The sequence below is a fragment of the Paenibacillus jepli genome (assembly GCF_047238105.1).
Classification (GTDB): Bacteria; Bacillota; Bacilli; order Paenibacillales; family Paenibacillaceae; genus Paenibacillus_D.
Window position 1 is genome coordinate 292,784 of record NZ_JBDFMD010000001.1, and the last position, 22,951, is coordinate 315,734.

21 protein-coding genes and 1 other annotated feature are annotated in these 22,951 nt (G+C 54.7%); of the genes, 11 read left to right on the forward strand and 10 right to left on the reverse strand.

Translation table 11 applies throughout. From position 1 onward, the window contains the following. Positions 1–27: 27 nt before the first annotated feature. Together ABC336_RS01390 and ABC336_RS01395 are read right to left on the reverse strand one after the other, a co-directional pair. Positions 28–909, reverse strand: coding sequence for a carbohydrate ABC transporter permease (locus ABC336_RS01390; protein ID WP_413236955.1), 882 nt, complete (start codon positions 907–909; stop codon positions 28–30). A 13-nt stretch (positions 910–922) separates the two neighbouring features. Next, positions 923–1,879: an ABC transporter permease gene (locus tag ABC336_RS01395; protein ID WP_413236956.1), complete on the reverse strand. Its 957-nt coding sequence runs from the start codon at positions 1,877–1,879 to the stop codon at positions 923–925. Positions 1,880–2,149: 270 nt separating this feature from the next. On the opposite strand from ABC336_RS01395, the gene ABC336_RS01400 reads away from it, so the two are divergent. Beyond that, a complete protein-coding gene (locus ABC336_RS01400; RefSeq protein ID WP_413236957.1) occupies positions 2,150–3,019 on the forward strand; it encodes a hypothetical protein in 870 nt (289 codons plus the stop codon). Beyond that, positions 3,009–3,563, forward strand: coding sequence for a hypothetical protein (locus ABC336_RS01405; RefSeq protein WP_413236958.1), 555 nt, complete (start codon positions 3,009–3,011; stop codon positions 3,561–3,563). The genes ABC336_RS01400 and ABC336_RS01405 overlap by 11 nt, the downstream gene beginning before the upstream one ends. Positions 3,564–4,098: 535 nt before the next feature. Here ABC336_RS01405 and ABC336_RS01410 read toward each other — a convergent pair. Both ABC336_RS01410 and ABC336_RS01415 read right to left on the reverse strand, forming a co-directional pair. After that, positions 4,099–7,245, reverse strand: coding sequence for a beta-xylosidase family glycoside hydrolase (locus ABC336_RS01410; protein WP_413236959.1), 3,147 nt, complete (start codon positions 7,243–7,245; stop codon positions 4,099–4,101). Positions 7,246–7,290: 45 nt separating this feature from the next. Further along, entirely contained in the window at positions 7,291–8,427 is a 1,137-nt protein-coding gene (locus ABC336_RS01415) for a SurA N-terminal domain-containing protein (RefSeq protein WP_413236960.1), read from the reverse strand. A 254-nt stretch (positions 8,428–8,681) separates the two neighbouring features. On the opposite strand from ABC336_RS01415, the gene ABC336_RS01420 reads away from it, so the two are divergent. Beyond that, positions 8,682–9,518 (forward strand): aldo/keto reductase, encoded by an 837-nt coding sequence (locus ABC336_RS01420; RefSeq protein WP_413236961.1) that lies wholly within the window; start codon positions 8,682–8,684, stop codon positions 9,516–9,518. 516 nt (positions 9,519–10,034) lie between these two features. On the opposite strand, the gene tyrS is transcribed toward ABC336_RS01420, so the two are convergent. Beyond that, entirely contained in the window at positions 10,035–11,294 is a 1,260-nt protein-coding gene (gene tyrS / locus ABC336_RS01425) for a tyrosine--tRNA ligase (protein WP_413236962.1), read from the reverse strand. 69 nt (positions 11,295–11,363) lie between these two features. After that, positions 11,364–11,592: a binding site (T-box leader), on the reverse strand. A gap of 146 nt (positions 11,593–11,738) precedes the next feature. Here tyrS and ABC336_RS01430 point away from each other — a divergent pair. The 3 genes from ABC336_RS01430 to ABC336_RS01440 are packed head-to-tail and all read left to right on the forward strand — an operon-like array spanning position 11,739 to position 13,206. Beyond that, entirely contained in the window at positions 11,739–12,278 is a 540-nt protein-coding gene (locus ABC336_RS01430; RefSeq protein ID WP_413236963.1) for a CGNR zinc finger domain-containing protein, read from the forward strand. Between the two features lie 38 nt (positions 12,279–12,316). Beyond that, entirely contained in the window at positions 12,317–12,811 is a 495-nt protein-coding gene (locus ABC336_RS01435; protein ID WP_413236964.1) for an alpha/beta fold hydrolase, read from the forward strand. Beyond that, complete coding sequence (locus ABC336_RS01440) at positions 12,796–13,206, forward strand: alpha/beta fold hydrolase (RefSeq protein WP_413236965.1); 411 nt, start codon at positions 12,796–12,798, stop codon at positions 13,204–13,206. Before ABC336_RS01435 ends, ABC336_RS01440 begins: the two co-directional genes overlap by 16 nt. Positions 13,207–13,441: 235 nt before the next feature. On the opposite strand, the gene ABC336_RS01445 is transcribed toward ABC336_RS01440, so the two are convergent. Further along, entirely contained in the window at positions 13,442–14,182 is a 741-nt protein-coding gene (locus ABC336_RS01445; protein WP_413236966.1) for an NADPH-dependent oxidoreductase, read from the reverse strand. 155 nt (positions 14,183–14,337) lie between these two features. Between ABC336_RS01445 and ABC336_RS01450 the strand changes: the two genes are divergently transcribed. Together ABC336_RS01450 and ABC336_RS01455 are read left to right on the forward strand one after the other, a co-directional pair. Continuing rightward, positions 14,338–16,017: an extracellular solute-binding protein gene (locus ABC336_RS01450; protein WP_413236967.1), complete on the forward strand. Its 1,680-nt coding sequence runs from the start codon at positions 14,338–14,340 to the stop codon at positions 16,015–16,017. An 84-nt stretch (positions 16,018–16,101) separates the two neighbouring features. Beyond that, complete coding sequence (locus ABC336_RS01455; protein WP_413236968.1) at positions 16,102–16,308, forward strand: hypothetical protein; 207 nt, start codon at positions 16,102–16,104, stop codon at positions 16,306–16,308. Here ABC336_RS01455 and ABC336_RS01460 read toward each other — a convergent pair. Beyond that, positions 16,284–17,840 carry an FAD-dependent oxidoreductase gene (locus ABC336_RS01460; protein WP_413236969.1) on the reverse strand — a complete coding sequence of 519 codons (1,557 nt, stop codon included), beginning with the start codon at positions 17,838–17,840 and terminating at the stop codon, positions 16,284–16,286. The two genes, ABC336_RS01455 and ABC336_RS01460, sit on opposite strands and share 25 nt — an antisense overlap. Positions 17,841–17,951: 111 nt before the next feature. Here ABC336_RS01460 and ABC336_RS01465 point away from each other — a divergent pair, with 111 nt between their 5' ends. After that, entirely contained in the window at positions 17,952–19,001 is a 1,050-nt protein-coding gene (locus ABC336_RS01465) for a LacI family DNA-binding transcriptional regulator (protein WP_413236970.1), read from the forward strand. A 130-nt stretch (positions 19,002–19,131) separates the two neighbouring features. Then, positions 19,132–19,443 carry a hypothetical protein gene (locus tag ABC336_RS01470; RefSeq protein WP_413236971.1) on the forward strand — a complete coding sequence of 104 codons (312 nt, stop codon included), beginning with the start codon at positions 19,132–19,134 and terminating at the stop codon, positions 19,441–19,443. A gap of 291 nt (positions 19,444–19,734) precedes the next feature. Here the strand turns inward: ABC336_RS01470 and ABC336_RS01475 are convergent, their stop codons facing one another. The 3 genes from ABC336_RS01475 to ABC336_RS01485 all read right to left on the reverse strand — a co-directional run bounded on the left by ABC336_RS01475 (position 19,735) and on the right by ABC336_RS01485 (position 21,881). After that, entirely contained in the window at positions 19,735–20,700 is a 966-nt protein-coding gene (locus ABC336_RS01475) for a hypothetical protein (RefSeq protein WP_413236972.1), read from the reverse strand. Continuing rightward, a complete protein-coding gene (locus ABC336_RS01480; protein ID WP_413236973.1) occupies positions 20,697–21,191 on the reverse strand; it encodes an RNA polymerase sigma factor in 495 nt (164 codons plus the stop codon). Before ABC336_RS01480 ends, ABC336_RS01475 begins: the two co-directional genes overlap by 4 nt. Positions 21,192–21,332: 141 nt before the next feature. Continuing rightward, positions 21,333–21,881 carry a cupin domain-containing protein gene (locus ABC336_RS01485; RefSeq protein WP_413236974.1) on the reverse strand — a complete coding sequence of 183 codons (549 nt, stop codon included), beginning with the start codon at positions 21,879–21,881 and terminating at the stop codon, positions 21,333–21,335. A gap of 139 nt (positions 21,882–22,020) precedes the next feature. On the opposite strand from ABC336_RS01485, the gene ABC336_RS01490 reads away from it, so the two are divergent. Next, entirely contained in the window at positions 22,021–22,884 is an 864-nt protein-coding gene (locus ABC336_RS01490; protein ID WP_413236975.1) for a sigma-70 family RNA polymerase sigma factor, read from the forward strand. Positions 22,885–22,951: the final 67 nt, after the last annotated feature.

Genomic DNA, 22,951 nt, shown 5'->3' on the forward strand with positions numbered 1-22,951 from the left:
CGGTAATACCCCTCTCTTCTCTCTTATTTAGCCTTTGACCGAACCCAGCATGATGCCTTTGACAAAATACTTCTGCAGGAATGGATAGACGACCAGGATCGGTACCGTACTTGCAATGAGCGCCGCCGCCTTGATCGATTCGAGCGCTAACAGGGCGCTGTCCATATTGGCAGAATAACCGGAGTTGTTATCAATATTGGATTGATTGAACATGACCAGCTCGCGCAGGTACACCTGCAGCGGGTACATCTTGCGGTCCGTGATGTAGAGCACGGTATCGAAGAACGAATTCCAGTGTCCGACCGCGTGGAACAGGGTGATGGTTGCGATGGCGGGCATCGAGAGCGGGATGACGATCCGGAACAGGATGCCCAGATTGGAGCCCCCGTCGATCTTCGCCGATTCTTCCAGCTCTACAGGGACACTCTGGAAGAAGTTTTTCATAATGATGACGTTGAATGCGCTGATGGCCCCGGGAATGATAAACGCCCAGAACGTGTTGAGCAGCCCCGTTGCCTTGACGACCAGGAAGGTCGGGATCATGCCGCCGCCGAACATCATCGTGAAGACGATCAGGAACATAATCGTCGAACGTCCTTTGATGTAGGTCTTGGACAGCGGATAGGCCAGCAGACAAGTCAGCGCCACATTGACGAGCGTCCCGGCGACGGTCCGCAGCACACTGATCTGAAAAGCATTTAAAAACGCTTGTTCCCTGAGTACGCGGCTGTATGACTCCAGTGTAAAGTCAACCGGCAGCAGTGTCACGCGTCCCGTTGTAATCGCATCATGACTGCTGAGCGACTGCGCCAGGACGTGGACAAAGGGCAGCAGCGCGAGCAGGCCGAGCGCACCCAGCAGCACATAGTTGATGAATGAAGCGAATTGTTCGCCTTTGCTTAGTCTCATGGATACGCCCCCCTTACCATATGCCTTCCTGCCCGAGCTTCTTGGCGCCGCGATTGGCCATCATGACCAGCAGCAGCCCGATGACCGCCTTGAACAGTCCGACGGCTGTGGTGAAGCTGAACTTGGCCTGCTGGATCCCTACACGATACACATAAGTCTCGATCACATCCGATACCTCGTAGACCAGCGGATTGTACAGGACGAAGATCTGTTCAAATCCGACATCCAGTACATGCCCCAGCCGGAGCAGGAACAGGATGACGATGACGCCCATCATCGCTGGCAGCGTAATATGGATGATCTGCCTGAACTTGCCCGCACCATCCATAATCGCAGCTTCGTAGAGCTGCGGATCGATACCGGCAATCGCCGCCAGATAGATGATGGCTCCCCAGCCGACTTCCTTCCAGATATCGCTGATGACCAGGATGCTGCGGAACCAGTCGGGGTCGGTCAGGAAGTAGATCGGCTCAAAGCCCAACATCGTGATCAGCTGGTTGACCACTCCTGACGATGGTGACAGCACGTTGACCATGATCCCGCCTACGATGATCCAGGAGAGAAAATGCGGCAAATACACTAGGGTCTGGATCGAACGCTTGTAGAGCATGTTGCGGATCTCATTAAGCATGATCGCCAGGATGATCGGACCCGGGAAGCCCCAGATGAGCTTATAGATACTAATCAACAGCGTGTTGGTGAAGATGCGGTAGAAATCGCTGTTGCCGAACATCGTCTTGAAGTGCTGCAGGCCGACCCAGTCGCTGCCGCTGATGCCGCTGAATACGCTGTAATTCTGAAAGGCGATGACGATGCCCCACATCGGGACATATTTGTAGATGATGAAGTACAAAAGCCCCGGTACCATGATCAAGTACAGATCCCAGTGCGATCGCAGCGAATGAAAGCGCCTTCGCTCACGGGGACGTCTCGTCACTGCCTCGGTGGCGGCCTCGGCTATGTCAGCCATGATGTTGCCTCCTCTCGTTGGTGGTTCAGAGGATGGTGAATGACCTGCTTGGACCGGAATCGATTCCGTCCACTCCGGCACCTCACCATTCTCTTCACTTGTATATTTATAATTTTAAGGGCGCGAGACCGTTTTGGTTAGAGGAGCGCGATGACCATTGTCGGTATTTTTTTTACCTTGTACATGAGATTACGAGCAACTTCTAACCTTCCACGCACGTATAAGGTAAAGGCGATTAATTAAGGAAGTATCTGGAATGGGGCAGGAGATATGAAAAGCAAGCTTATTTCGAAAGGGTGGGCGATGTTGCTTGTCCTTTGTGTGACAGGCATATGGGGAGGAAATTACTACTATTATTATGCTCATAAGTTTGACGGGGCGGTGATGCTCGATCATTATTACGAAACTCAGGTGACTCCTGGTGAAACCGTCAATTTCTATTATGTGACGCATCGCAGTTCATCCAGGGAGCTAGTGGCCATCCGCCTGTCAGATGGACTCTATTGGCATGCCAGGTATCAACAATATCATGGGGAATATGGTCCTTACATACTCAAATCCGCCGTTGTGGAGATCGGGTATCCCGATCAGACTCTACCGGATCAGACGTATGAGCGGTTCACCGAGATCGAAGCCTGGTTTAATGACGGGACCGTGGATACGCTGCCCGTAGGCAGTATTCAATTCTTGCCCGCGCCACAGCCGGCTTCATCCCCGGTAGATACGACATTCGGTATGAGCAGCAGCGATGGCGATCACCGCTACGATCTCCGTATGATGGAGGATCTTCGCATTCTGGATGTGTATCCAACGTTAGGTGAAAAGATTGGGGATGCGCTCGACTATTCGTTGCTAAGCAGCCCGCCGGAATACACAGCCGTAGAACGGGCCATCCAATCCGGCTTCCCCATTGAGCTAAAACGAGGTCAGGGGACATCCGTGGTCTATACGATCCATATACCCGATCAGGATCCGCGGTCGCTCCATGTGTATCGCTCATCACTCCGGCTATCGCTGGAGCTTGCCAACGGTGAGCACAAGACATTGGACTTGCCGTTGCGGTCATACCCTCAAGCAAGTAAAGAGACAATCAAGGAATTGGTCGAACGGCGAACGGAGGCTTATGGCCATGAGAGCTAATTTTCGAAAGCTGGCTTGGGCATTTCTGCTCATCCTGTTGGATATTCACATCTTTATCTTTGATATTTTTCCGGATTTCATCGGTTATCTGCTGATCATCTCAGCCCTGCACAAGCTGGACAGGCACTATTCCGGTTACAAGAAGGCATGGCCGGTGGCCTTGGTATTGTGCGTGCTTTCTTTAGTTCCAACCCCACCACAATTCAGCCTTCAGCAGCAAGCACCCCCTCCATCTCCTTTATGGGTGGGTATCACAGGCCTCCATCTGGTGCTGCTTCTCGTACTTGTCTTTGCGATCCTCAGCACCCTAACCCGGCATGCAAGCTCGCAAGGTCTTCAGGAATTGGCTTATGCCAGCCGTAACCGAATGCGATTCTTTTGCTTTCTGCAACTGGTCATGTTATTTGTGACGCCTTACAGCTTGAATACTGACGACGCGGTGTTGGCAGTTGTGGCCTTGACGATCCTGCTGCTGCTGGCGATGATACTCATTATGTTCCTGTTCCGCAAGTCTGCCAAGGCTTTCGCTGCCAGCGATGCCTAGCTCATCCTATGTGCCTCTACGTGCGCAGGCCCCCTCGCAACCGGCGCGGATGCGAGGCTATCCGTCTAATATGCGGTCGCCTTCCCCGGAAGGCGACTTCATTTCAAAAGTCAGTATACTTCAAGTCAAGTAAGCAGCGCGCGATTATTGACGCAATCCAAGTAACTTTTTTGTCCCTGGTTGAGCACCACTCCCCGCTTTCGAGCGATCCAGGCGTGCCAAATGAACAAAACCTGCTGGCGCAGGTTGGCACTGCCGATACGGACACGGGTAGCGCCTATTTCGATACCCTACTCGGAGCAGGTCCTACGGACACACGATCCGTTATGTGCTGATTTTGGACTCGTGAAGCGCCATTTTTAGACCGATAACGGATCCTCTGTCCGCAAGTCGAGCTAAAAACACGTCTCTGCTCGAATTAGCTGCTACTGTGTCCTCTCGTGGTGCGAGCGTACTTAACATCAAAAAAAGGCCAGCCAGATGATCTCTGACTGACCCTCTTTCCCATCCACAAATTTGACTGCTCCTACGGACATCAAGGTAGGATGACGCCGGTACCCATCCTCACATGGTCGATATCCATGCCCGCCGTGACGCCCGCCGTCGCGCTGCCGCCCAGCTTGAAGATTGCGCTGCCGCTGCCGGCGCTTGCCGCACCGCTCCACGCAAGCTCGCCATCAATGTACAGATCGTACGTGTAATCACCATGCACGACCACCCGGTAATCGTGATACACGGTCGTGTCGACCGTCACCGTGCGGCCAGGGGAGCTCTCGCGGTCCTGAGCCGAGCCGGTGATGCCGTAAGGCAGGAACAGCTGGATGTTGTACGCGCCGCTGCGGACACCGATCTCATTGGTCGTGCCCGGGGTCGTGGCCCGCGCACGCACCTCAAACGTAAACGGACCGACTGGCGGCGCAAAATCCTTGCGCGTCAAGAAGAAGAAGCCCGTTGGTCCGTCGGTGACGGTCACATGCTCGTCATGCTGAATGACGGTTCCGCCACTCCCCGTCGTCTGCCAATCCGTTGTATAGTTCTCCATACTGTCATTGATCAGATCCCACTCGCCGCCTCCGCTGTCCGCTGGGATGATCCGGAAATAGTCAAAGTCAGCAGTGAGTCCCGTCCCCGCACAGACGATCAGCCCGATCTTCGGTTGCACGAGGTCGGCGGTTTGGGTCGTCCAGAGCTGGGTGTAGCTGTCGCCGTCAGCCGAGTAGTAGGCCGTGTACGTATTGCCTTCCTTGACGATGCGCAGATAAGAGACGGTCGAAGCGATTGTATCTGGCACCTCGACATGCTGCCGGACACCCTGGATCTGCCTGGTGAATTGGAACTGGTTGCCGCTGCCGTATAGACGTGTCAGCCGGAAGTAGGTCTGGTCGCTCTCATAGACGATCAGCCCGCCTTGCGACCATTGGGAGGTCGGCTTGCCGTCCATCCGCGTCTCAATCGTCCAGTCGCCCTCGGGAGCGCCGGTCAGCAGGATATTGCGTGCCGTGGCCTGGCCGTTCACGATATCTCCGGGCTCACTGACGATACGCATCTGCCCGGGACTCTCCGTCAACGACCACTTCGCAGGATTCTCTCGAACCCAGTTCCACTGCGGATGGAGCTCATCGCTCTCGAACTCATCGCTCTCGCCCACAACGAACTCTGGCTCCGGCGGCTGTTCCGCAGACGCGCCAGGTACAGGGCCGTACTCATAGAGCAGCAGATCGTCGAAGTAGACCTCGCCTGCCGCTCCTTGCTTATACAGATACACCGTAGCGCTCGTATGCGTACTGCCGGTGGTGAAGTGCAGCTCTCGTCGGGTGTAATCCGCCCCGCTGAAGCCCATATCCTTGAACGTGCCGCCATAGTTCTTGGCTCCGGTCACTGCATAGCCTCCGTTGGCACTTTTGCCATAGGCAACCAGCCGGTACATCGTATTGGGCTTGAGCCCCGTAATATTTTGCTCGATGCCCGAGGCGCCTGCCGTCAGCCGGGCTGCGAATTGTCCGGTGCGGGCCTCTTCATCGACCACGGCTGCTCCATTGTAGTGATAGCCCCAGCCTGTAAAGTCGCCGCTCTCCCATCCCGGATTAACGAGCAGATTGCGCGCTTCCGGCAGCAGCGGCAGCTCGGGCAGCTGCGCAGGATCCAGACCCGCCCCTTCATAAGCTCCGATGTTGGGGGAAGCTGAAGCGGAGACCGGGTTGCCCCAATAGTCCTGACCGCCGTTATCCGCGATTAGCCTGCCCGTACCGATCGCCGGCGAGCCCTGCAGCAGCTGGTAGCCGGTTACCGTATCCCGTCCGATCGACGCGGTGCCGGGAGCTGCGAGCAGCGGGTCGGCGGTTACGGCATTGGCATCCATCGCGATCACGCTGGCCGGATGGTTGCCATAGAACAGATTGCTGTCGAACACATTGTTGACGCTCTGACCGAATTCATAGCCGCCGGAGCCGTGATTGACGATCAGGTTGTTGTAGAAAAAGGTGTCCTCCGCGTAGCCGTCCCAATTGCCGCTGCCGATGATCCGCGTGTTGGAATGTTCCGGAACGTAGACCGTATTGTTGTGAACAAGTGTATTTTCGACCGGTCCCCCGAACGTAAAGATCGTATGCTGGTCATTCTGGCTGATGTTGTACCGGATGATCGTATCGCGGTTGAAATTGGCGGGATTGGTGCCGTCATTGATCGTCAGCACGAAACCGCCGGCATTGTTATGACTGTAGTTGTATTGAATAACAGTCCCGGTGCTGTTGAAATCAGAGTCATAGGCCATGGCATCGCCGCCGGGGTATGTGTTGAACACCTCATTGTACTGAATGACAGCATCCTGCGTCCCCCACGTCCAAAGCGGCACATGATAGCCGCCTGCGCGCTTGTGGGTATCGAACACGACATTATGCTGGATCACGCCATCCGTCGTATTGAGCAGGATCGCCCCGTCGGCGGAAATGTCGTAGATCATATTGTGCTCGATCGTATTGTTGGAGGAGAAACTGCGCGTAGCGCCGTTCAGATAAATGCCCACGCTGTCCAGCGAGTAGATCGTATTGTTGCGGATGACCACATCCGAGACGGCATAGTTCCAAGCCGGTCCCCAGACGATGATGCCGCCGCTGTGCCAGCCGCCTCCCTGTTGGCCCGACACATGGTGGATCTCCAGCTCTTCGAACACGAAGTGCCGGTACTCCCGCATATTGGTCCAGTCATCACCGCTGTTGCCCGAGACATGGATGCCCCGGCGCTGTCCGGGGGTGTCGGCCTCGTTCGTTATCTCGAGATGGCGGACTTCCCAATACTCCTGATTATAAAAATAGACTGCGGCATCGGCGCCGTCGCCGGCGATCAGCGGCTTGGGCCCTTCCCCATACCTGTCGATGAGGATGGGCGCGCCGTCGCTGCCCGACCCTTTGGGATGCAGAGTTCCGGACCAGACTCCACCCGCCTTGAAGCGGATCTCGTCGCCCGGCTGGAACGTCGTCGCATTAATCTTCTCCAGCGTCTGCCAGGCTGCGGCAGGATCGGTGCCGCTGTTGGCGTCGTCACCCGAAGCCCCATCGATATAATATACCGTGCCGATTGCTGATGCCGCTGCACGCTCCGCGACAGTCCCTGCGGGCAGTTGCCAGAGGGCAGCCATCAGGAGCACCGCCAGAAATCTGGCCGCATTGCGTCGTAACTGATCCATTTTCCATTTCCTCCTTCACGAGATAGGTTGTGATCCGACTGACGTTCATTCCTTCACATAACGCAGCCATCGCTGTTCATCATGAGCCGCAGATGTGAGCTGGATTTCGGCGCTGCGGATTCGTTCCTCAAGATACGTATCGAAAGCGCTGCTCAAGTAATGCTTGCGGACATTGCCCCGTTGCAATTCAAAGCTCTCATAGCCGCCGGGCTCCCGCGCCTGGATGAGGGCAACAGCATATTGCCCCGTTTGCGGGTTTTCCTCGACATGACTGACCTCGCCTGGGCGCCCCGTTTCCGAGACGAAGCGGTACAATTCCGGCTGGGCCTTATACAAGGTGCGCGCCATCCCTTCATCCAGCCGGTGCTCAGTGATCGTATAGCTTATCGCTCGTTCGGACAGGCTCGTGCGTCCGGCCGCTTCCTCCGGATCGCGGCCCTGCTCCAACAGCCTTTGGACAGACGTCAGTTCCGAGTATAGCTGCGACTGATCATCCGCGCTAAGCTGTTCATTGTCATCTCTGTACGAGGCGGTCAGCAGCACGAAGCTTACCTCGTCTTCCATGCGAAACCATTCGTCCTTGATGGTCTCATAGTGCTCCCGCAGCTCCTTCTCCGATACGGCAAGCGGTCCGTTGGCCAAGCTTTCCATAAGCTCCAGACGCAGCGTACTGGCGTACAGCTCCGTAAACCGGTGCTCGTCCAGGGCTACTGGTCCGTATACGGTCAACCCGGCTTCCTTGTCGGCGCTCCGGCGGGCGTTTTCCTGCCGCATCAGACTTGTTCTCGTCGCATAGGATGAATCCTGTGCGAGCTCAGCCTCGACTGCGGCCTGGAGGAGCACTTGCAGACGTATGACCTCCTCCAAAGCCCGGTCCCTTAGGATCTCAAGCGGTGTCGGCCCCTCGCCCGCCGTCTGCCAGAACGCAGCGCTCCACTGCATTCCCCGCTCGCGCCGGAACTCGTCGATCACGCTTGCCCGCAATGCTGACATCGCGCTCCCCAGCTCCGCTTCAGGAATATCTACGCCATTGACGACAGCGACCGGCGGTCCCGGCTCGAATAGCCTGTCGCTTGACCATCCTTGTCCGGGCAGCAACCAGACACAGCAACATACAGCGACTGCGGCCAGCAGGGTTCCCAGCCAGACCGGCTTCCTTTCGATGAGGCGTTTTTGATTCATCTCTTCCCTCCTTTCTCGGTTTTCACTTGGATTGTAAACGTTTTCAGTTTAGAACAGAAGGGGTCGCTGATGACCGATTCCGGTAATTTAATGACTTTAAACGCAAACTCTATAAAAATACCTACTTAAGCCGTTTCGTTTCCTATGCTAAAATAAGCGGTGTAGATCACTTCCGCCTGCCACGTATGCTGGGCATCTGGCGTGAGCCAGAGGAGCAGGTACATATCCCAAACAAGCTAGAGGAGGAAATGAAGATGACGATTACCATCAGCAGTCTGCAAGATACCGTAAGTCTGAACAACGGGGTGCAGATGCCCCGCCTCGGCTTTGGCGTCTTCAAGGTGAAGGCTGGCGAAGAAGTCGTAGATGCCGTCAAAGCGGCTCTAGCCGCTGGTTATCGTGCGATCGATACGGCAGCAGCCTACCAGAATGAAGAAGGTGTCGGCCAGGCGATCCGGGAGAGCGGAATCCCCCGCGAGGAGCTTTTCATCACGACCAAGGTATGGAACAGCCGTCAAGGCTACGACAGTACGCTGGAAGCCTTCGAGGAAAGCCGCCGCAAGCTGGGGCTGGATTACCTGGACCTCTATCTGATCCATTGGCCGGTCAAAGGCAAGTACAAGGATACCTGGCGCGCCCTGGAGAAGCTTTACAGCGACGGCGTCGTGCGGGCGATCGGCGTCAGCAACTTCCAGACGCATCATCTCGATGATATCTTCGAGGATAACACGATCGTACCGGCAGTGAACCAGATCGAATACCATCCGCTGCTCACCCAGGAGAAGGTCAAGGGCTACTGCGAGGACAAAGGCATCCATATCACCGCCTGGAGTCCGCTCATGCAGGGCAATCTCGATCTGCCGCTGCTGCTGCAGCTGTCGGCCAAGTATGGCAAGTCGCCGGCCCAGATCGTCATCCGCTGGGATCTGCAGAAGGGCGTGCTGACGATTCCCAAATCGATCACACCGTCCCGGATCAAAGAGAACGCCGATGTCTTCGACTTCGAGCTGTCTAGCGAAGATGTCGCCGCCATTGATGCGCTGAACCAAAACCGCCGCTATGGCTCGGACCCGGACAATTTCAACTTCTAAACGGCAAATAAAACAAGACTCTCCATCTAGTTGGTTGTTACACCAGCAGGATGGAGAGTTTTTTGGTTTTTCAATGGAGTGGATAATGAAGATGAACAGAGCGATAAACAGTAGCTTTTCGGTTATAACATCCATGCCGATTCCTTTCTCTGAAAACAACCTATGCGATGATTCGCATCATTCCTGATCGAACGGGCTGGGTGACCGAACGAATATGAAAAATCGTATTCATTCCACGCAAAACCCCGAAAATGGCAGAATAAGCACGATATTTCGTGTTTATTTTCTCATTTTCAGGAAAATTGGTCAATCGAGTATGAATTTTCGTATTCATTGTGCTGACGCTGCCCCGTCCCCACTCCATAACCAAGGTGAAACGGCTATTGCCGTCCTCTGGCGGCGTCGCTAGTTTCATTCCGGAGAAATATAAGCCAAGTAGATGTGTAAAACATATACGCTTATATTTGAAAAAAGACACGAACGCCATCCGTTCGTGTCTTTTTCACTGTAAGTCCCTTAAGCCAATTTCACCAAGCTATAGTTCTTCTTGCCTTTGCGGATGATGATGAAGCGGCCGCCGATTGCATCCTCCGCCGTAACATCGCGTGCCACATCCGTCACTTTCTCCCCGTTCATCGAGATTGCGCCTTTTGTAATATCTTCGCGAGCTTGGCGTTTGGACGGTTCGATGCCGAGATCGACGAGCCAATCGACGATATTTTTGGATTCCTGCGACGCTTCGTACGTCGGCATTTCCTTGAAGCCCTGCTCGATCTCATCTGCGGTAAGCGATTTGATGTCGCCGGTGAACAGCGCTGCCGTGATACGCTTGGCCTGCTCCAGCAGCTCCTCCCCATGCACGAATCGTGTCATTTCCTCAGCCAGCGTTTTTTGGGCTTCCCGCTTGTGCGGCTCCGATTCCACCTTCTCTGCCAGCGCATCGATCTGCTCCTTGGTGAGGAAGGTGAAGTACTTCAAGTATTTGACGACATCCCGGTCGTCCGTATTGGCCCAGAACTGATAGAACTCGAACGGCGTCGTCTTCTTCGGATCCAGCCAGATTGCGCCGCCAGCCGTTTTGCCGAATTTGGTGCCGTCTGCTTTGAGCATGAGCGGAATCGTCAGACCAAAAGCTACGGCTTCCGACCCTTCTTTTCTCCGGATCAGATCCAGGCCGCTCGTAATGTTGCCCCACTGGTCGGAACCGCCGATCTGCAGCTGGACATCCTCATTCTGGTACAGGTGCAGGTAGTCCAGCGACTGCAGGATCTGGTAAGAGAATTCGGTGAACGAGATACCGGTCTCCAGTCGGCTCGACACGACGTCCTTGGCCAGCATCTGATTGATGCTGAAGTTTTTGCCGTAGTCGCGCAGGAACTCGATAACGTTGATTTTGTGCGTCCAGTCGTAGTTGTTGACCATCCGGATCTGCGTATCGCCTTCCGTCAGGAAGAGCTTCCGCATCTGCTCGCTAAGCGCCTCGACATTGTCCTGAATCTGCTCCAGCGTCTGGAGCGAACGCTCGGACTGCCGGCCGCTCGGATCGCCGATCGTCCCCGTGGCTCCACCGATCAGGATGACCGGACGATGGCCCGCCAGCTGGAACCGTTTGAGCACCATAAACGGGATCAGGTGACCGATATGCATGCTGTCGCCCGTCGGGTCGACGCCACAGTATAGCGAGATGGATTTCTGCTCCGTCAGCTCCCGCAGCCCTTCCGCATCCGTCTGTTGATTGATGGCCTCGCGCCATGTTAATTCATCGATAATATTCACTGTCCAACACCCCTTCAAAGTTATGCCTGCTACCCTGTACAAACGCAAAAAAGCCCCCATGTCTACTGACACAGGGACGATTAAAAAACCGTGGTACCACCCAGATTGCATGTATGGAAAGGCGCGCGCACTCCCATACCTGCCACTCTTTGGCGAGATATCGTTCGCCAGATCCGCCCGGCGTTACCCGAGATACTCCAGAGTGTAATTCGCTGCCGTCGTGTGTGCCGGGTTCCATCAACCCCCGGCTTTCTGTTACAGGGACTAGGCTGCTACTGAGCTCTTTCAACATACGTGTTATATAACGTTAAAAGCATTATAGAGAATTAAATTTCCGCTGTCAACCAAATGATTATGTAACCATATAACTTTACTTTGATGGTTACGCATGTTATATTCTCAGCACAGAAGAAAGAAGCGAGGTTAAAGATGGATTTATTATTCATGGACGTCATCAACAGTAATCGGGTTGATTGGCGTGACTCAAAAATTCAACGGGACATGCTCGACGATGAACAATGGATACGTGATTTTTTATGTAAATGGGAATTGACTGCTACTCTCCCCATGAACGCTGATAATTTGAAGAAACTAAAGAGATTGCGTGATCTTATGCGTACGATCTGTATTGCATTGAACGCCGACTTAGCGTTGCAACAAGACCAACTTCATGAAATCAACCTTATGTTGACTAGTGTATCTTCACAATTTCAGCTTAACGCTTCTAAAAACGCTTTTGAGATGGAGCAAATGTACAATGCCGAGGATTGGACCCTGGTCCTATGGCAGACCACATACTCCTTTGCCCAATTATTATCCAAACCCGATGTAAATCGATTAAAAGTATGCGACAACCAAAATTGTGAATGGATATTTCTTGATCAGAGTAAAAACCAAACACGTCGCTGGTGTGATACGAAAGTATGCGGCAATATTATGAAAGTCCGTCGCTTTCGCAACAGAAAAAAGGAACAGAACGATTAGGCGACTTCGTTCAACAATCCATTCAAAAGGAGAGAAAAATGGAAAACTATCGGCATAGAACCCATCATCAAACCATCACCGTTGACAATCTGGACGTCTTCTACAGATATGCGGGCAATCCTGAGAATCCAGCCATTCTGCTGCTTCACGGATCTCCAAGCTCCTCGTATATGTTTCGTAACATTATTGAATCCCTAGCAGAATCAGCCTATGTCGTCGCGCCTGATTTGCCAGGCTTCGGCCTCACTTCGTCGCCGTCCATCGATACCTATACCTATACGTTTGAGAATATGGCCAATACGATGGAGGCTTTCATCGACGCCCTCGGCATGGATCGATTCTTCCTGTTCGTTAACGACTTCGGTACGCCTGTCGGCTACCATCTTGCGACGCGGCGGCCGGATCGTATCCTCGGTCTGGTTATTCAGAATGGCAATGCACATGATGAGGGATTGGGCCCTGAATGGGATACTGCGAAGGCGTTCTGGGCCGATCCTACGAGGCGAACAAGGCTAAAATGCCGGAGTGGCTAAATTTTGAGGGCACCCGTGATACCTATATTGGAGGTCTTTCCGAACGCCTGAAGGTCCTTCACCCGCCGGATTGCTGGCATCTCGATTGGGAACGCATGGCGAAACCCGGCCACATCGACATTCACTTCCAAATCTTTATGGATTACAGCGCACATGTCGCTCGTTTTCCGGTCATAGCTTCCTACCACCGTGAACACCAACCTCCTTGCCTGCTGCTTTGGGGACGGCATGACCCTTTCTTTGCGTTAGACGAAATCATGGCCTATAGCCGCGTCCTTGACATGCTCGAGATTCATGTTTTTGATGGGGGCCACTTCCTTTTGGAGACGCATCATCGCGAATGTGCCGCACTCATTGAGCGCTTTATCTGCGATGTGAAAGCAGGATGCTCCTAGCCCTTGACGGCTCCGGCCACTACGCCTTCGATAATATATCGCTGAGGGCTGATAGAAGTGGATTCGACATCGAAACTTGAATGCAGTCGGATAAGAGTTTCCAAAGGAAACTAGCTTCGTAAGCTTCCGCATAGGTGCTCACGTAGGTCTGCCTACGCTCCGCTCCTCAGTACAAAAAAAAGCCGCCGTACCTATCCTTAGGTAATGGCGGCTTGCGATTATATAAAGCATGCGATTATTTAAAATCAAACCCCTGCTGTTCCAGCATCTGCCGGACTTCGGGATAATAAATGCGGTTGTAGAATGAAGAGACCGTCTGCGACCAGTTGCGTGATTCCTTGCCCCCGGTCCGTTCTCTCATATAGGCCGAGACCTCTTCATCATACTGCCGGATCAGCTCTGGCAGCGGCTCTTGCTCGTAGCGCTCCCTGTGCCACACCGCGGTTTGCGGCAGCCGGTGCTTCTTGTGCGTCGGATCTGCCGGATGTCCGACGACCAGTCCGCTGACAGGGAATACGTACTTCGGCAGCTCCATCAGCTCGATTAGCGCTAGCGGGCTGCGTCTGGCCCCGCCGATCGGCACCGTGCCGAGTCCGAGCGATGACGCCATAGCCATCGCACTGCCAAGGGCAATGCCGACATCAGTGGCGCCGACGACAATGGATTCGATCCCAGTGGTGATGACCAGCTCTTGACCGTTCAACTCGGCGGCGATTTGGGCGCGCCGGAAGTCCGCACAGAACAATAAGAACACTGGCGCTTGGGCAATCCATGCCTGGTTGCCGGCCAGTTCGGCGATCTTGGCTTTTTTGACCGGGTCCTGGACACTGATGACGGTCACCTGCTGACCGTTGATGGAGGTCGGTGCCGCCTGGACGGCTTCGATGATCTGAGTCAGCTGCGCTTCGCTGACGGGTTGATCGGTATAGCTGCGGATGGAACTGCGGTTGGTTAGCGTGTGATAGACGTCATTCATGATATCCCTCCTGTATCTTTGCTCTGCCTAAGTTTACCACGACCAAAGAAACTTTAATCGACTCAACCGAATTCCAAGTATTTACACATTTTTCATCTCAAGGTATGATGGACAGGATACATAAGACAACAACGATTCAAGAAAGGATGAAGTTAATGAGAACGCCAAGTAAGCCACGAACAGCACAGTGGCTCCTGATGCTGCTCATCCTGTCCTTATGTGTGGGCGCCGCAGCACCCGCAGCTGCCTCAGCAGCCCCACTGACGATTACGCTGAACGGAGAAAAGCTACTCTTTTCCGAGCCGCCTATTATTCGTGAGGGGATAACGTATGCGCCGGCCGATGACCTCTTACGAGCATTGGGATTAGATGGCCAGCAGCGCGAGCTGGACATCAGCAGTTTTAACCACAGCGACACCCTGTATATCCCCGTGCGGATTACGGCCGCGACAGCTAAGTTAGAGGTGATATGGCGTCCGGAGCTCCGGCAGATCGACCTCTTCTCTTCTCCGGAACTGACCCCACTAAGGGTTTTCGTTCCTCTGACAGAGGACTATACAGCAGCGCAGTTGCAAGCGATTGAAGCTTACGGGGCTGCCGTCAGCGGTGTCAAGTTAATACTCGAACAGACATCGTATGATCGTTATGTAGATCGTATGAGACTGAAAATCGCTGCCGGAGATCCGTCGGACCTGATGCTCCTGCCCGACGCTTCGCAGATTCCATCTCATATCTATCCTCTCGCCAGCCAGGATATCAGGCCTTATCTGGATCAATATCCGCTTCTCGCGCAGCTCTCGCCTGCCGCCTTGCAGGAACTCCGCGATGACGATGGTGGTCTGTATGCCCTGCCGATCCCCATATCCCCTGCGAGCGGATCATTCCCGGCGCTTCGTCAAGACTGGCTGGATGCATTGGATCTGAAGGCCCCGTCGACGATGGAGGAGTTGAAACAAACGATCAAGCAATTCACAGAACGGGACCCTGACGGCAATGGCAGGAATGATACGTACGGGTTGAGCGCGATTCCTGGTGCCGAAGGTTTAGAAGGCTTTGAATGGGTTGATCGGATCTTCAATAACAGCAGCTCCCGTTTCCAGGTTGTAGATGGTGTAGTGACTGATACGATGACTGGCGAAGGCACCCGTGAAGCGCTGGCTTGGCTGCAAGAAGCGTATCGCAACGGCTGGCTTCATCCCGAATGGGCGACCTTGTCCGCTGAGGCCGCCAAGCAGCAGGTCCGCCGCGGAGTTACTGGCGGCGCCGCTCTCACACTTGAAGAAGTAGCAGAGCTGGAGATGACCTGGCACGATGATGAGAGCAAAGCCACATTGCTGCCGCTCACTTCTTTGCAGGCGGATGCGTCGAGCCCGGCCGTCACAGCTCAGGGCAAGAACTACGAAGGCATACTGCTGTTCTCCTACCGGACAGAACCGGATAAGATGGGGCAGCTGATGTCACTCCTCGAAGGACTGATGTCGACCGATACGACAGTCGAGACGGAGGATGTGTACGAGGGGAGGATGCTGCTGAAGCAAGCGCTGCAGTTCCCTGCAGCAACAGAATTCACCGCAGAGCTTAGCGAGGAGAAACGCGAACAACTGACAATTGTTCGCGAGCAGCGCGAGGCGCTTGTCACGACACAAGGCGCTTTGGTCTCTCCATTGGATCTGCTGAAGGACTCGCTGACGGCGTATGCCCGTGTCACTCGCCAGCTCCAGGAGATGCGCACCAAAGTAATCATGGGTACCAGCCTGAACGAATGGGACACCTTCATCGCCAAGCTTCAAGACAGCGATGATTATATCCGGATGATGGAAGCATTGAACGAATAGTCTAGATTGCACAAACTCCCTCCTTCAGTTAAGATGAGACTGGAGAAGCATGATTTCTCCAGTCTACACGGGGAGTGAAGCAAGATGGGAAAACAGGCAGGCTCCAGGAAACAGCGAGCCGCAGCTGGCAAACCGCCGGAGATGGCCGTTCGCAAGGTATGGACGCGCAAGCCGCACACACAGGTCGTTATCAATAAGAAAGCGGAACAGCGCCGCACGTTCTGCCGTAAAGGCGGAACGGACGGCGCTGTTTTATGTTTTCAGGTTTACAACGTCCACTCCAGCACCTGACCGTCCTGCTCCAAACGCTCTCGCAGCTTGGTGTAATCCACGTCCTGCACCGACACCCCCGCCTCCAGAGCCAGCGCCGCCGCCGTTGCTGCCGATTGTCCGAGGATCATAAACACCGGTTCCATGCGGATCGAGCCAAACGCGATATGCGAGGAAGACAGACAGATCGGCACGAGCAGATTGGTGCACTCTTCGCCTCGCGGGATGATCGAGCGGTAAGAAATCTCATATGGAGCAGAAGGTGCAACTTCGACATTGCCTTCATTGACTGCGCGCCCATCGATGACGAGCCTGCGGCAGTTGTGCGAATCCATCGTATATGCTGCGAGACCGACCGCATCCTGAACCGTCTCGTGGCGCCGGCAGTGATGCTCGGTCATGACGACATCGGAGACCATCCGCCGGCCTTCGCGGATATATAGCTGAGGTGTCCACAGCCCATGTGCTTTGTACTCGTCCAGCGGCAATCCCCATCCGCTCATCTCCCGCCTTATGCGGGCTGGCACGCGTTCATCGTTTGTCAGGAAGTAGAGCAGACCGAGGTTGTACGTTACGTGATCCTGGAAGATCGTCTCACGCTCCTCATAGCCGCCCTCCGGCCAACGGTAGTTCGCGCCGATATGATCGGTCGAGAATCCGCCCCAGTTGTTGAGATCCGTCTTGCCCTCCGGCATCATCGAGCACAGTCGCATCACATCCCAGATGCCGCTCTCGATATACCGCAAAAGTAATGTATAATGGTCCGGGTCGTAGCCCGGCGGTGCCGGGATCGGCATCTGATTGTCCGGACGGTTCGAGAGACAGATCCGGAAATTGTATGCCTGTACCCGGTGATCGCCTTGCCCCTGATACCCTACTTCTTCATCCGATACGCCATAGAGCAGCCCGCTGTCCGGCTTGCCGGGCACGACATAGGGGTCGACCCAGGTCATAAAGTTATGGTTGGGATGGCCGTAGTGCATGCCGTTCAGTGTCTCCCGGTAGACCGAGTTGGCTTCACGCCCCACATGATAAGAGACCCCGGCCATCGCCAGCAGATCGCCTTCATACGTCGCATCGATAAACATTCGGGCCTCGAATGTATCGCCGCCGCGCATCGCCAGACTCCGGATTTGCCCCTCCTTCACTTCCACCTTTTCCAGCTGTTGTTCGTAATACACGCTTACCCCTGACTCTTCCAGCCATGCCTCGAAGATCATGCTGGCGACGTGCGGCTCGAAGTACCATACGGAGCCGTCCGTTTCTTTACTGGAGCCATAGTGCTTGCCGATCGCCTGGTAGAATGACCGAGACAGCCCGCCGATCGCCGCTTTGTTGCCGATATCTGTAGACCCTAGTCCGCCGGTCGTCAACCCTCCCAGATGACGGCAGGGATCGGCGATTACGACCTCTAGGCCCATCTTGGTCGCCTGTACCGCAGCCGTGACCGCTGCAGAGCTCGCACCATAGATGCACAAGTCTGCCTGGATGGTTCGGGGCTCGGCTGCTTTAGGAGTGCCTTTGTAATAGTATACCTTTTCAAAATTGATCACGGGTCAACACCTCTTTTTTATGGTTGTAAGTGCTTTCTGCAACCAGTATAGTGTAAAAAGAGGTTTCTTTTTAGTATCATTTTGGTTTAAGTTTTGAGGGGGATGCATCTGATGGTGAATCGGAAAACAGTGACCCTGGAGCAGGTGGCGGAGCGGATGGGACTATCGGTACAGACGGTCTCCAAAGCGCTGCGCGGCAAACCGGGGATGTCGGAGGAGACAAGACAGGCAGTGGCGCTCACTGCGAGAGAGATGGGTTATCGGACCAAAGGACAAAGGCACAGTATGGCGGTCGAACAGCTGCCGCTTATCCCAGGAGCCGGGCGCCGGTTTCACTTTGTCATGACAGGCGAGCACGCCTTCTCCGGATTGAACCAGCTGATCCTGCAAGGCTTGCAGGAGCGTCTTAGTGAATTTGGCCATACCGTGAGCATTCTGATGACGCCGGAACGATTTGCGGATGAGGCGGCGTGCCACGCTTGGGCAGAACAGCACAGCTTGGGCTATACGGACGGTTTGTTCCTGTCGCCCTCGGTGACTCCAGATCTGGAAGCCCGTCTGCTCGCGCTCCCCATGCCGCGCATCCTGATCAACTTCCCCCCTCACGCTGCCGAGGTGGACAGCATCATATGGGATGTAGCAACGGCTGTGCATCAATCCGTACACCAACTGCTGGCGCTCGGTCATCGGCGGATCCTGTACGTCGGTCACCGGTTCGTACATCGAGGTTTTGCGATCCGATGGCAAGCATTCCAGGATGTCATGCGCAGCGCCGGACTCCCTGCGATGGAGTCAGAGCATGTCGTCGATCAGATTACCGATCGTGCATGGTGGTCGGAAGAACTCGTCAGCAAACTAATGGCGTTGCGCGCGACGGCGATCGTCAGCGGGCTGGATCAAGATCTGCCCTGGATCTACTATGCCTGTGGCAGCGCAGGCATCCGCTTCCCGGAGGACTGTTCTCTCATCAGCCTGCAGAACACGGAACACGCCACAATGCCCGGCCTCTCGAGGCCGCGGCTGCTGGTGAGCGAAGCCGGCCAGCGGGCGGCAGAGCGCATGCTGTGGCGGCTCGCCAACCCGACGCTGCCTTACGAGCAGATCCGGCTGCAAGGCACCTTTGTAACCGGTGAGACGCTCAGCGTTTGTCGAGAGGAATAGCTTTTCCGTTGTCGTTTTGGAACAACGCCGCACATTTTTCTATTTACGTTCGCGCTCAAATCGATTACTTTAGAATTGGATCTACGTCAGACTGACGGTAGATATCTGCGTCGGAAGAAGGATACCCTCGATGAGTCGAAGAAAAACCGCATGGCTGCTTGTCCTGTTTCACTTATTCGCCCTGGCTTTTGTGATGGTTTGGATGATTTTGGCCGGTGCTGCAGCGATGGGCTTTACAACCGAGGAGGTATTTCGTCACGCCTTTACTTGGGCTGTTATTGCCTATCTCCTCCTTTATCCCGTCGCTCTACTGCTTGGCATTGTGTTGGGGTGGGTCGGCTTTGCTCGTCAAAGGTACCGAGCAGCCTTGTTATGGCAGCTCTTCCCGTTGGCATGGATCCTTAGTGCCGCCTTGCTGCTAATCGTCATTAATTGGAGTTAATCATGTAATCAGCGGAATGAACATGAAATTTCATACTCATTTTGCCGATTTGCTTAAAAATGGCTCAACGAATGCGAAAAATCGTGTTCGTTGAGCCACTTCTACTCATATCTCTTAAATAAACTCGAAATTTCATGTTCGTTGATCTCTGCATCCACTCCGACACTCCAAACCACCGAGAATTAACAATCGAGTATCCTGTCCCCATAAGCTCCAGCCGATAAAAACAAAAAAAGCGAGCAGGCAGCATCTCTGCTCCCCGCCCGCTCTCCCCTCATATTGACCCGTGCATTACTCAGCCATGCTCTCCCAGAATCCTTGGAACGCGCCGGACTCGACTTCGAAGAACACCGGAGCGTTTCCATAACGAACCAAGCCTTCGCCGAACAGCACCAGCTGGACTTGCGTGTTATCCTCCAGCGTCAGGTAGATGATCTTGCGGTCTTCCCCGCCGTACACTCGCTCTTCCAGCTCAGGACTGGTCGCTACCGGCTTCGCCGCGTAGAGCGCCGAGATGAAGCTGTCCAGCGACTCGCCTGCCGCCAGCGGCTGGAGCTCCAGCAGGCCGTTGTTCCAGCTGTTGAAGGTCTCCCAGTCGGCAGAAGCAACATGGCCTTGGAGGTTCAGCTTGCCAAACAGGTCAGCTCCGCTGCTGACGGTGATACCGTTCGCCTGATCGAACAATTGGACATATTTTTGACCGTCAATCTCAGTGTAAGACATGATACGGAAGCTGGTATCGTAGCCTTTTACCGCATAGATATCGGCCTCGCCGATCGTGGATGCCAGCTCGCTGTAGTCATCTTGCCCGCTCAGCTCATGGATGCCGCCTGTGGTGGTGCCCAGCTTCTCGCCGCGCAGCGCAAGTGCGCCGGCTGCATCAATCGTCGTCGCGGACTGGGTATAGATGTTGCCCTCATAGAAGACCAGTCCTATCATGCTCGCCATCATCCCGTCTTCCGCACCTGGCAGTTCTATCTTGGGGATTACGACGGGATCAAAAGCAGCCCCCGGTTCCACCTGCGCCACCTCCGTTGGCGCTGCCGGCCCATTTACCTGCTGCCATACGCTTGGCGCAGCCAAGCCGATGCTGGCGGCGATTACGACGCTCGCCGCGATATACAGCTTTTTGCGCGGGAGTTTTTGCGATTTTCTGTGTGCGTTCATCGTATGCTCCATCCGTTTTTGCATGGCATCATTGGTTTTCATATTATCCACCGCTTTCTTATAGCTTCGTTTGAATTGTTCTTCCTTCATAGCGGATCCGCTCCTTCCAGCTCCAATTTCAACAGCTGCCTTCCCCGCTTCAGCCGCATCTTCACCGCAGACTCGCTGATCTGCAGGATATCGCCGATCTCCCGGATGGGATAATCCTCATAGTAATACAAATGGATCACAGTTCTATACTTCACGGGCAGGGACAGCACGAGCTCGATCAGCGCTTGAGCCTCGGGATCGTCTGTAACGACAGGATCCACGCCCTCCAGCTTGACCTCCCGTTTGCGCCAGCCTCTGCCTAACAAACTTTTGCAATGATTGGTGATAACCCGGATCAACCATGCTTTTTGATGCTCCGCATCGTTGAACGCAGGGGCTTTCTCCATTAGCTTGATGAAGGTATCCTGAGTGGCTTCTTCCGCATCCTCCCGTCTGCCGAGGTGCACCATGGCAATCCGGAACAGCGTGTCTGCGTATGTCTCATAGATTTTCATCACGTGATTGCCCGGCCGGGGCGCTGATTGCTGCATGGTTGTTCTGCCCTCCTTTATACCTTTAACACTCTTAAGGACGGCAATTGGTCACATTTTGTTCTGTCATTCGCAGGAAAGTTTCGGTATATTGGATTTTAGGAGGCTTGACGTTCGTGCCTGATTCCTAAAGCAGCAGGGTTATATTTTATATCCGAGCAGCCGCGCCAGCTTGGCGAGTCCGCCGAGCACGACACGCTGCACGACCAGCGGCGGGCCTTGCAGATAACCGTCGATGCTCTCCCATGCCACGCCCAGCCAGAGCGGGTTGCGCGGGATGCCCTTGCTGTTCATCTTGCCCTCGCTCTCCAGCTTGTGCACAACCTTGAACATCTGCCAGTGTCTGCCCGGCGGGCGGATCTCATGGATCGCAGTCAGACCGGCTTCGCTGATGTTCCAGAACTGGTGCACCTGCCGGGGCAGTATGGTGATACGCTCGCCAGCCTGGACGACCCGCTCCTTCCCATCGACGCGGAAGCGCATGCTGCCTTCCACGACGGTAAAAGACTCCGTCAGCTCGGGATGCCAGTGCGGACCGTTAAGCGCCCCTTGTTTCGGAATTTTGTGCTCGACGATGACAAAATCACCTTTCTCGTCAGTGCCGTGATCCATAAAAGTGACGACTTGTCCGCTTGGATGGACCAGCCGCTGGCCTTTCTCAATACCTGAAGAGGATGAGGTTGTTTTCATGTGATGCAGCTCCTTGCTATGTCGTATAGTTGCCGGCGTTGCTTGTGAACTGCCAGCTTACTATGTAGTGTCAGATTCCCATTAAAATGTGACAAATGATTCTGATAGAAATGAATGTTCTTTTGGGAGGCTCGCAGTCATGGACATTAACGCGCTTTACCCCTCGCTCCAGCCGACCTTGTTTGCGCTGGCTTACCGGATGCTCGGCTCAGCCGCCTGCGCCGAAGATATCGTGCAGGATACGTTTCTGGACCTGAGCCGGATCGATGCGCCGGAGTTGATCGACAATCCGAAGAGCTATGCATGCAAGATTGCCAGCAACAAATGCGCCGCCCGTCTGCAGCGGCTGATCCGCGAGCGGGAAGCGTATATCGGTCCCTGGCTCCCTGAACCTCTGACCCGGTATGACGGCGACCCGTCAAGCGATTATGTACACCGGGAATCGCTCGCTACGGCGTACATCCTGCTGCTGCAGCAGCTATCCGAGACGGAGCGTCTGATCTTCGTGCTCAAGGAAATCCTGCAGTTCAATTTCCGGGAAATCGCCTTCATCACTGACAAGTCTGAGCCCAACTGCAGGCAGATCTGCCGGCGTGCGCGGCTCGCGATGGAGCAGCGTCCCGAGCTTGTCCCGCCTCCTGCTGAAGAAGTCCAACCCCTCGTCGAGCAATTCGTGCATGCGCTTCAGAGCGGTGATATCCAGCAGCTGCTCCGGTTGCTTGACGATGAAGTCGTCCTGACGGGGGATAGCGGCGGGCAGGTTCCCGGCTCGCGCGTCCCGGTCGCTTCCGCCGAACGCGTCGCCGCTTTTTTGATGAAGACCAATACGCTTGTCCCTGCAGATGCCAAGACGGCCTTCGTCCCGGTCAACGGCACACCGGGCATCGTGCTCAGCAGCGGCGGCCGCGTGATGTACGTGTTCTCATTTCACATGAAGCACGGGAAAATTGCAGGCATCTATGCCGTCGCAAATCCGGCCAAGCTGTCCGGGGTGCAGCTTTAATCTGCCCCCGCAGCTTGGCCGGATAGCCTTGCATAAGCAATAATTGAACACTAATCACTAGAGTTGA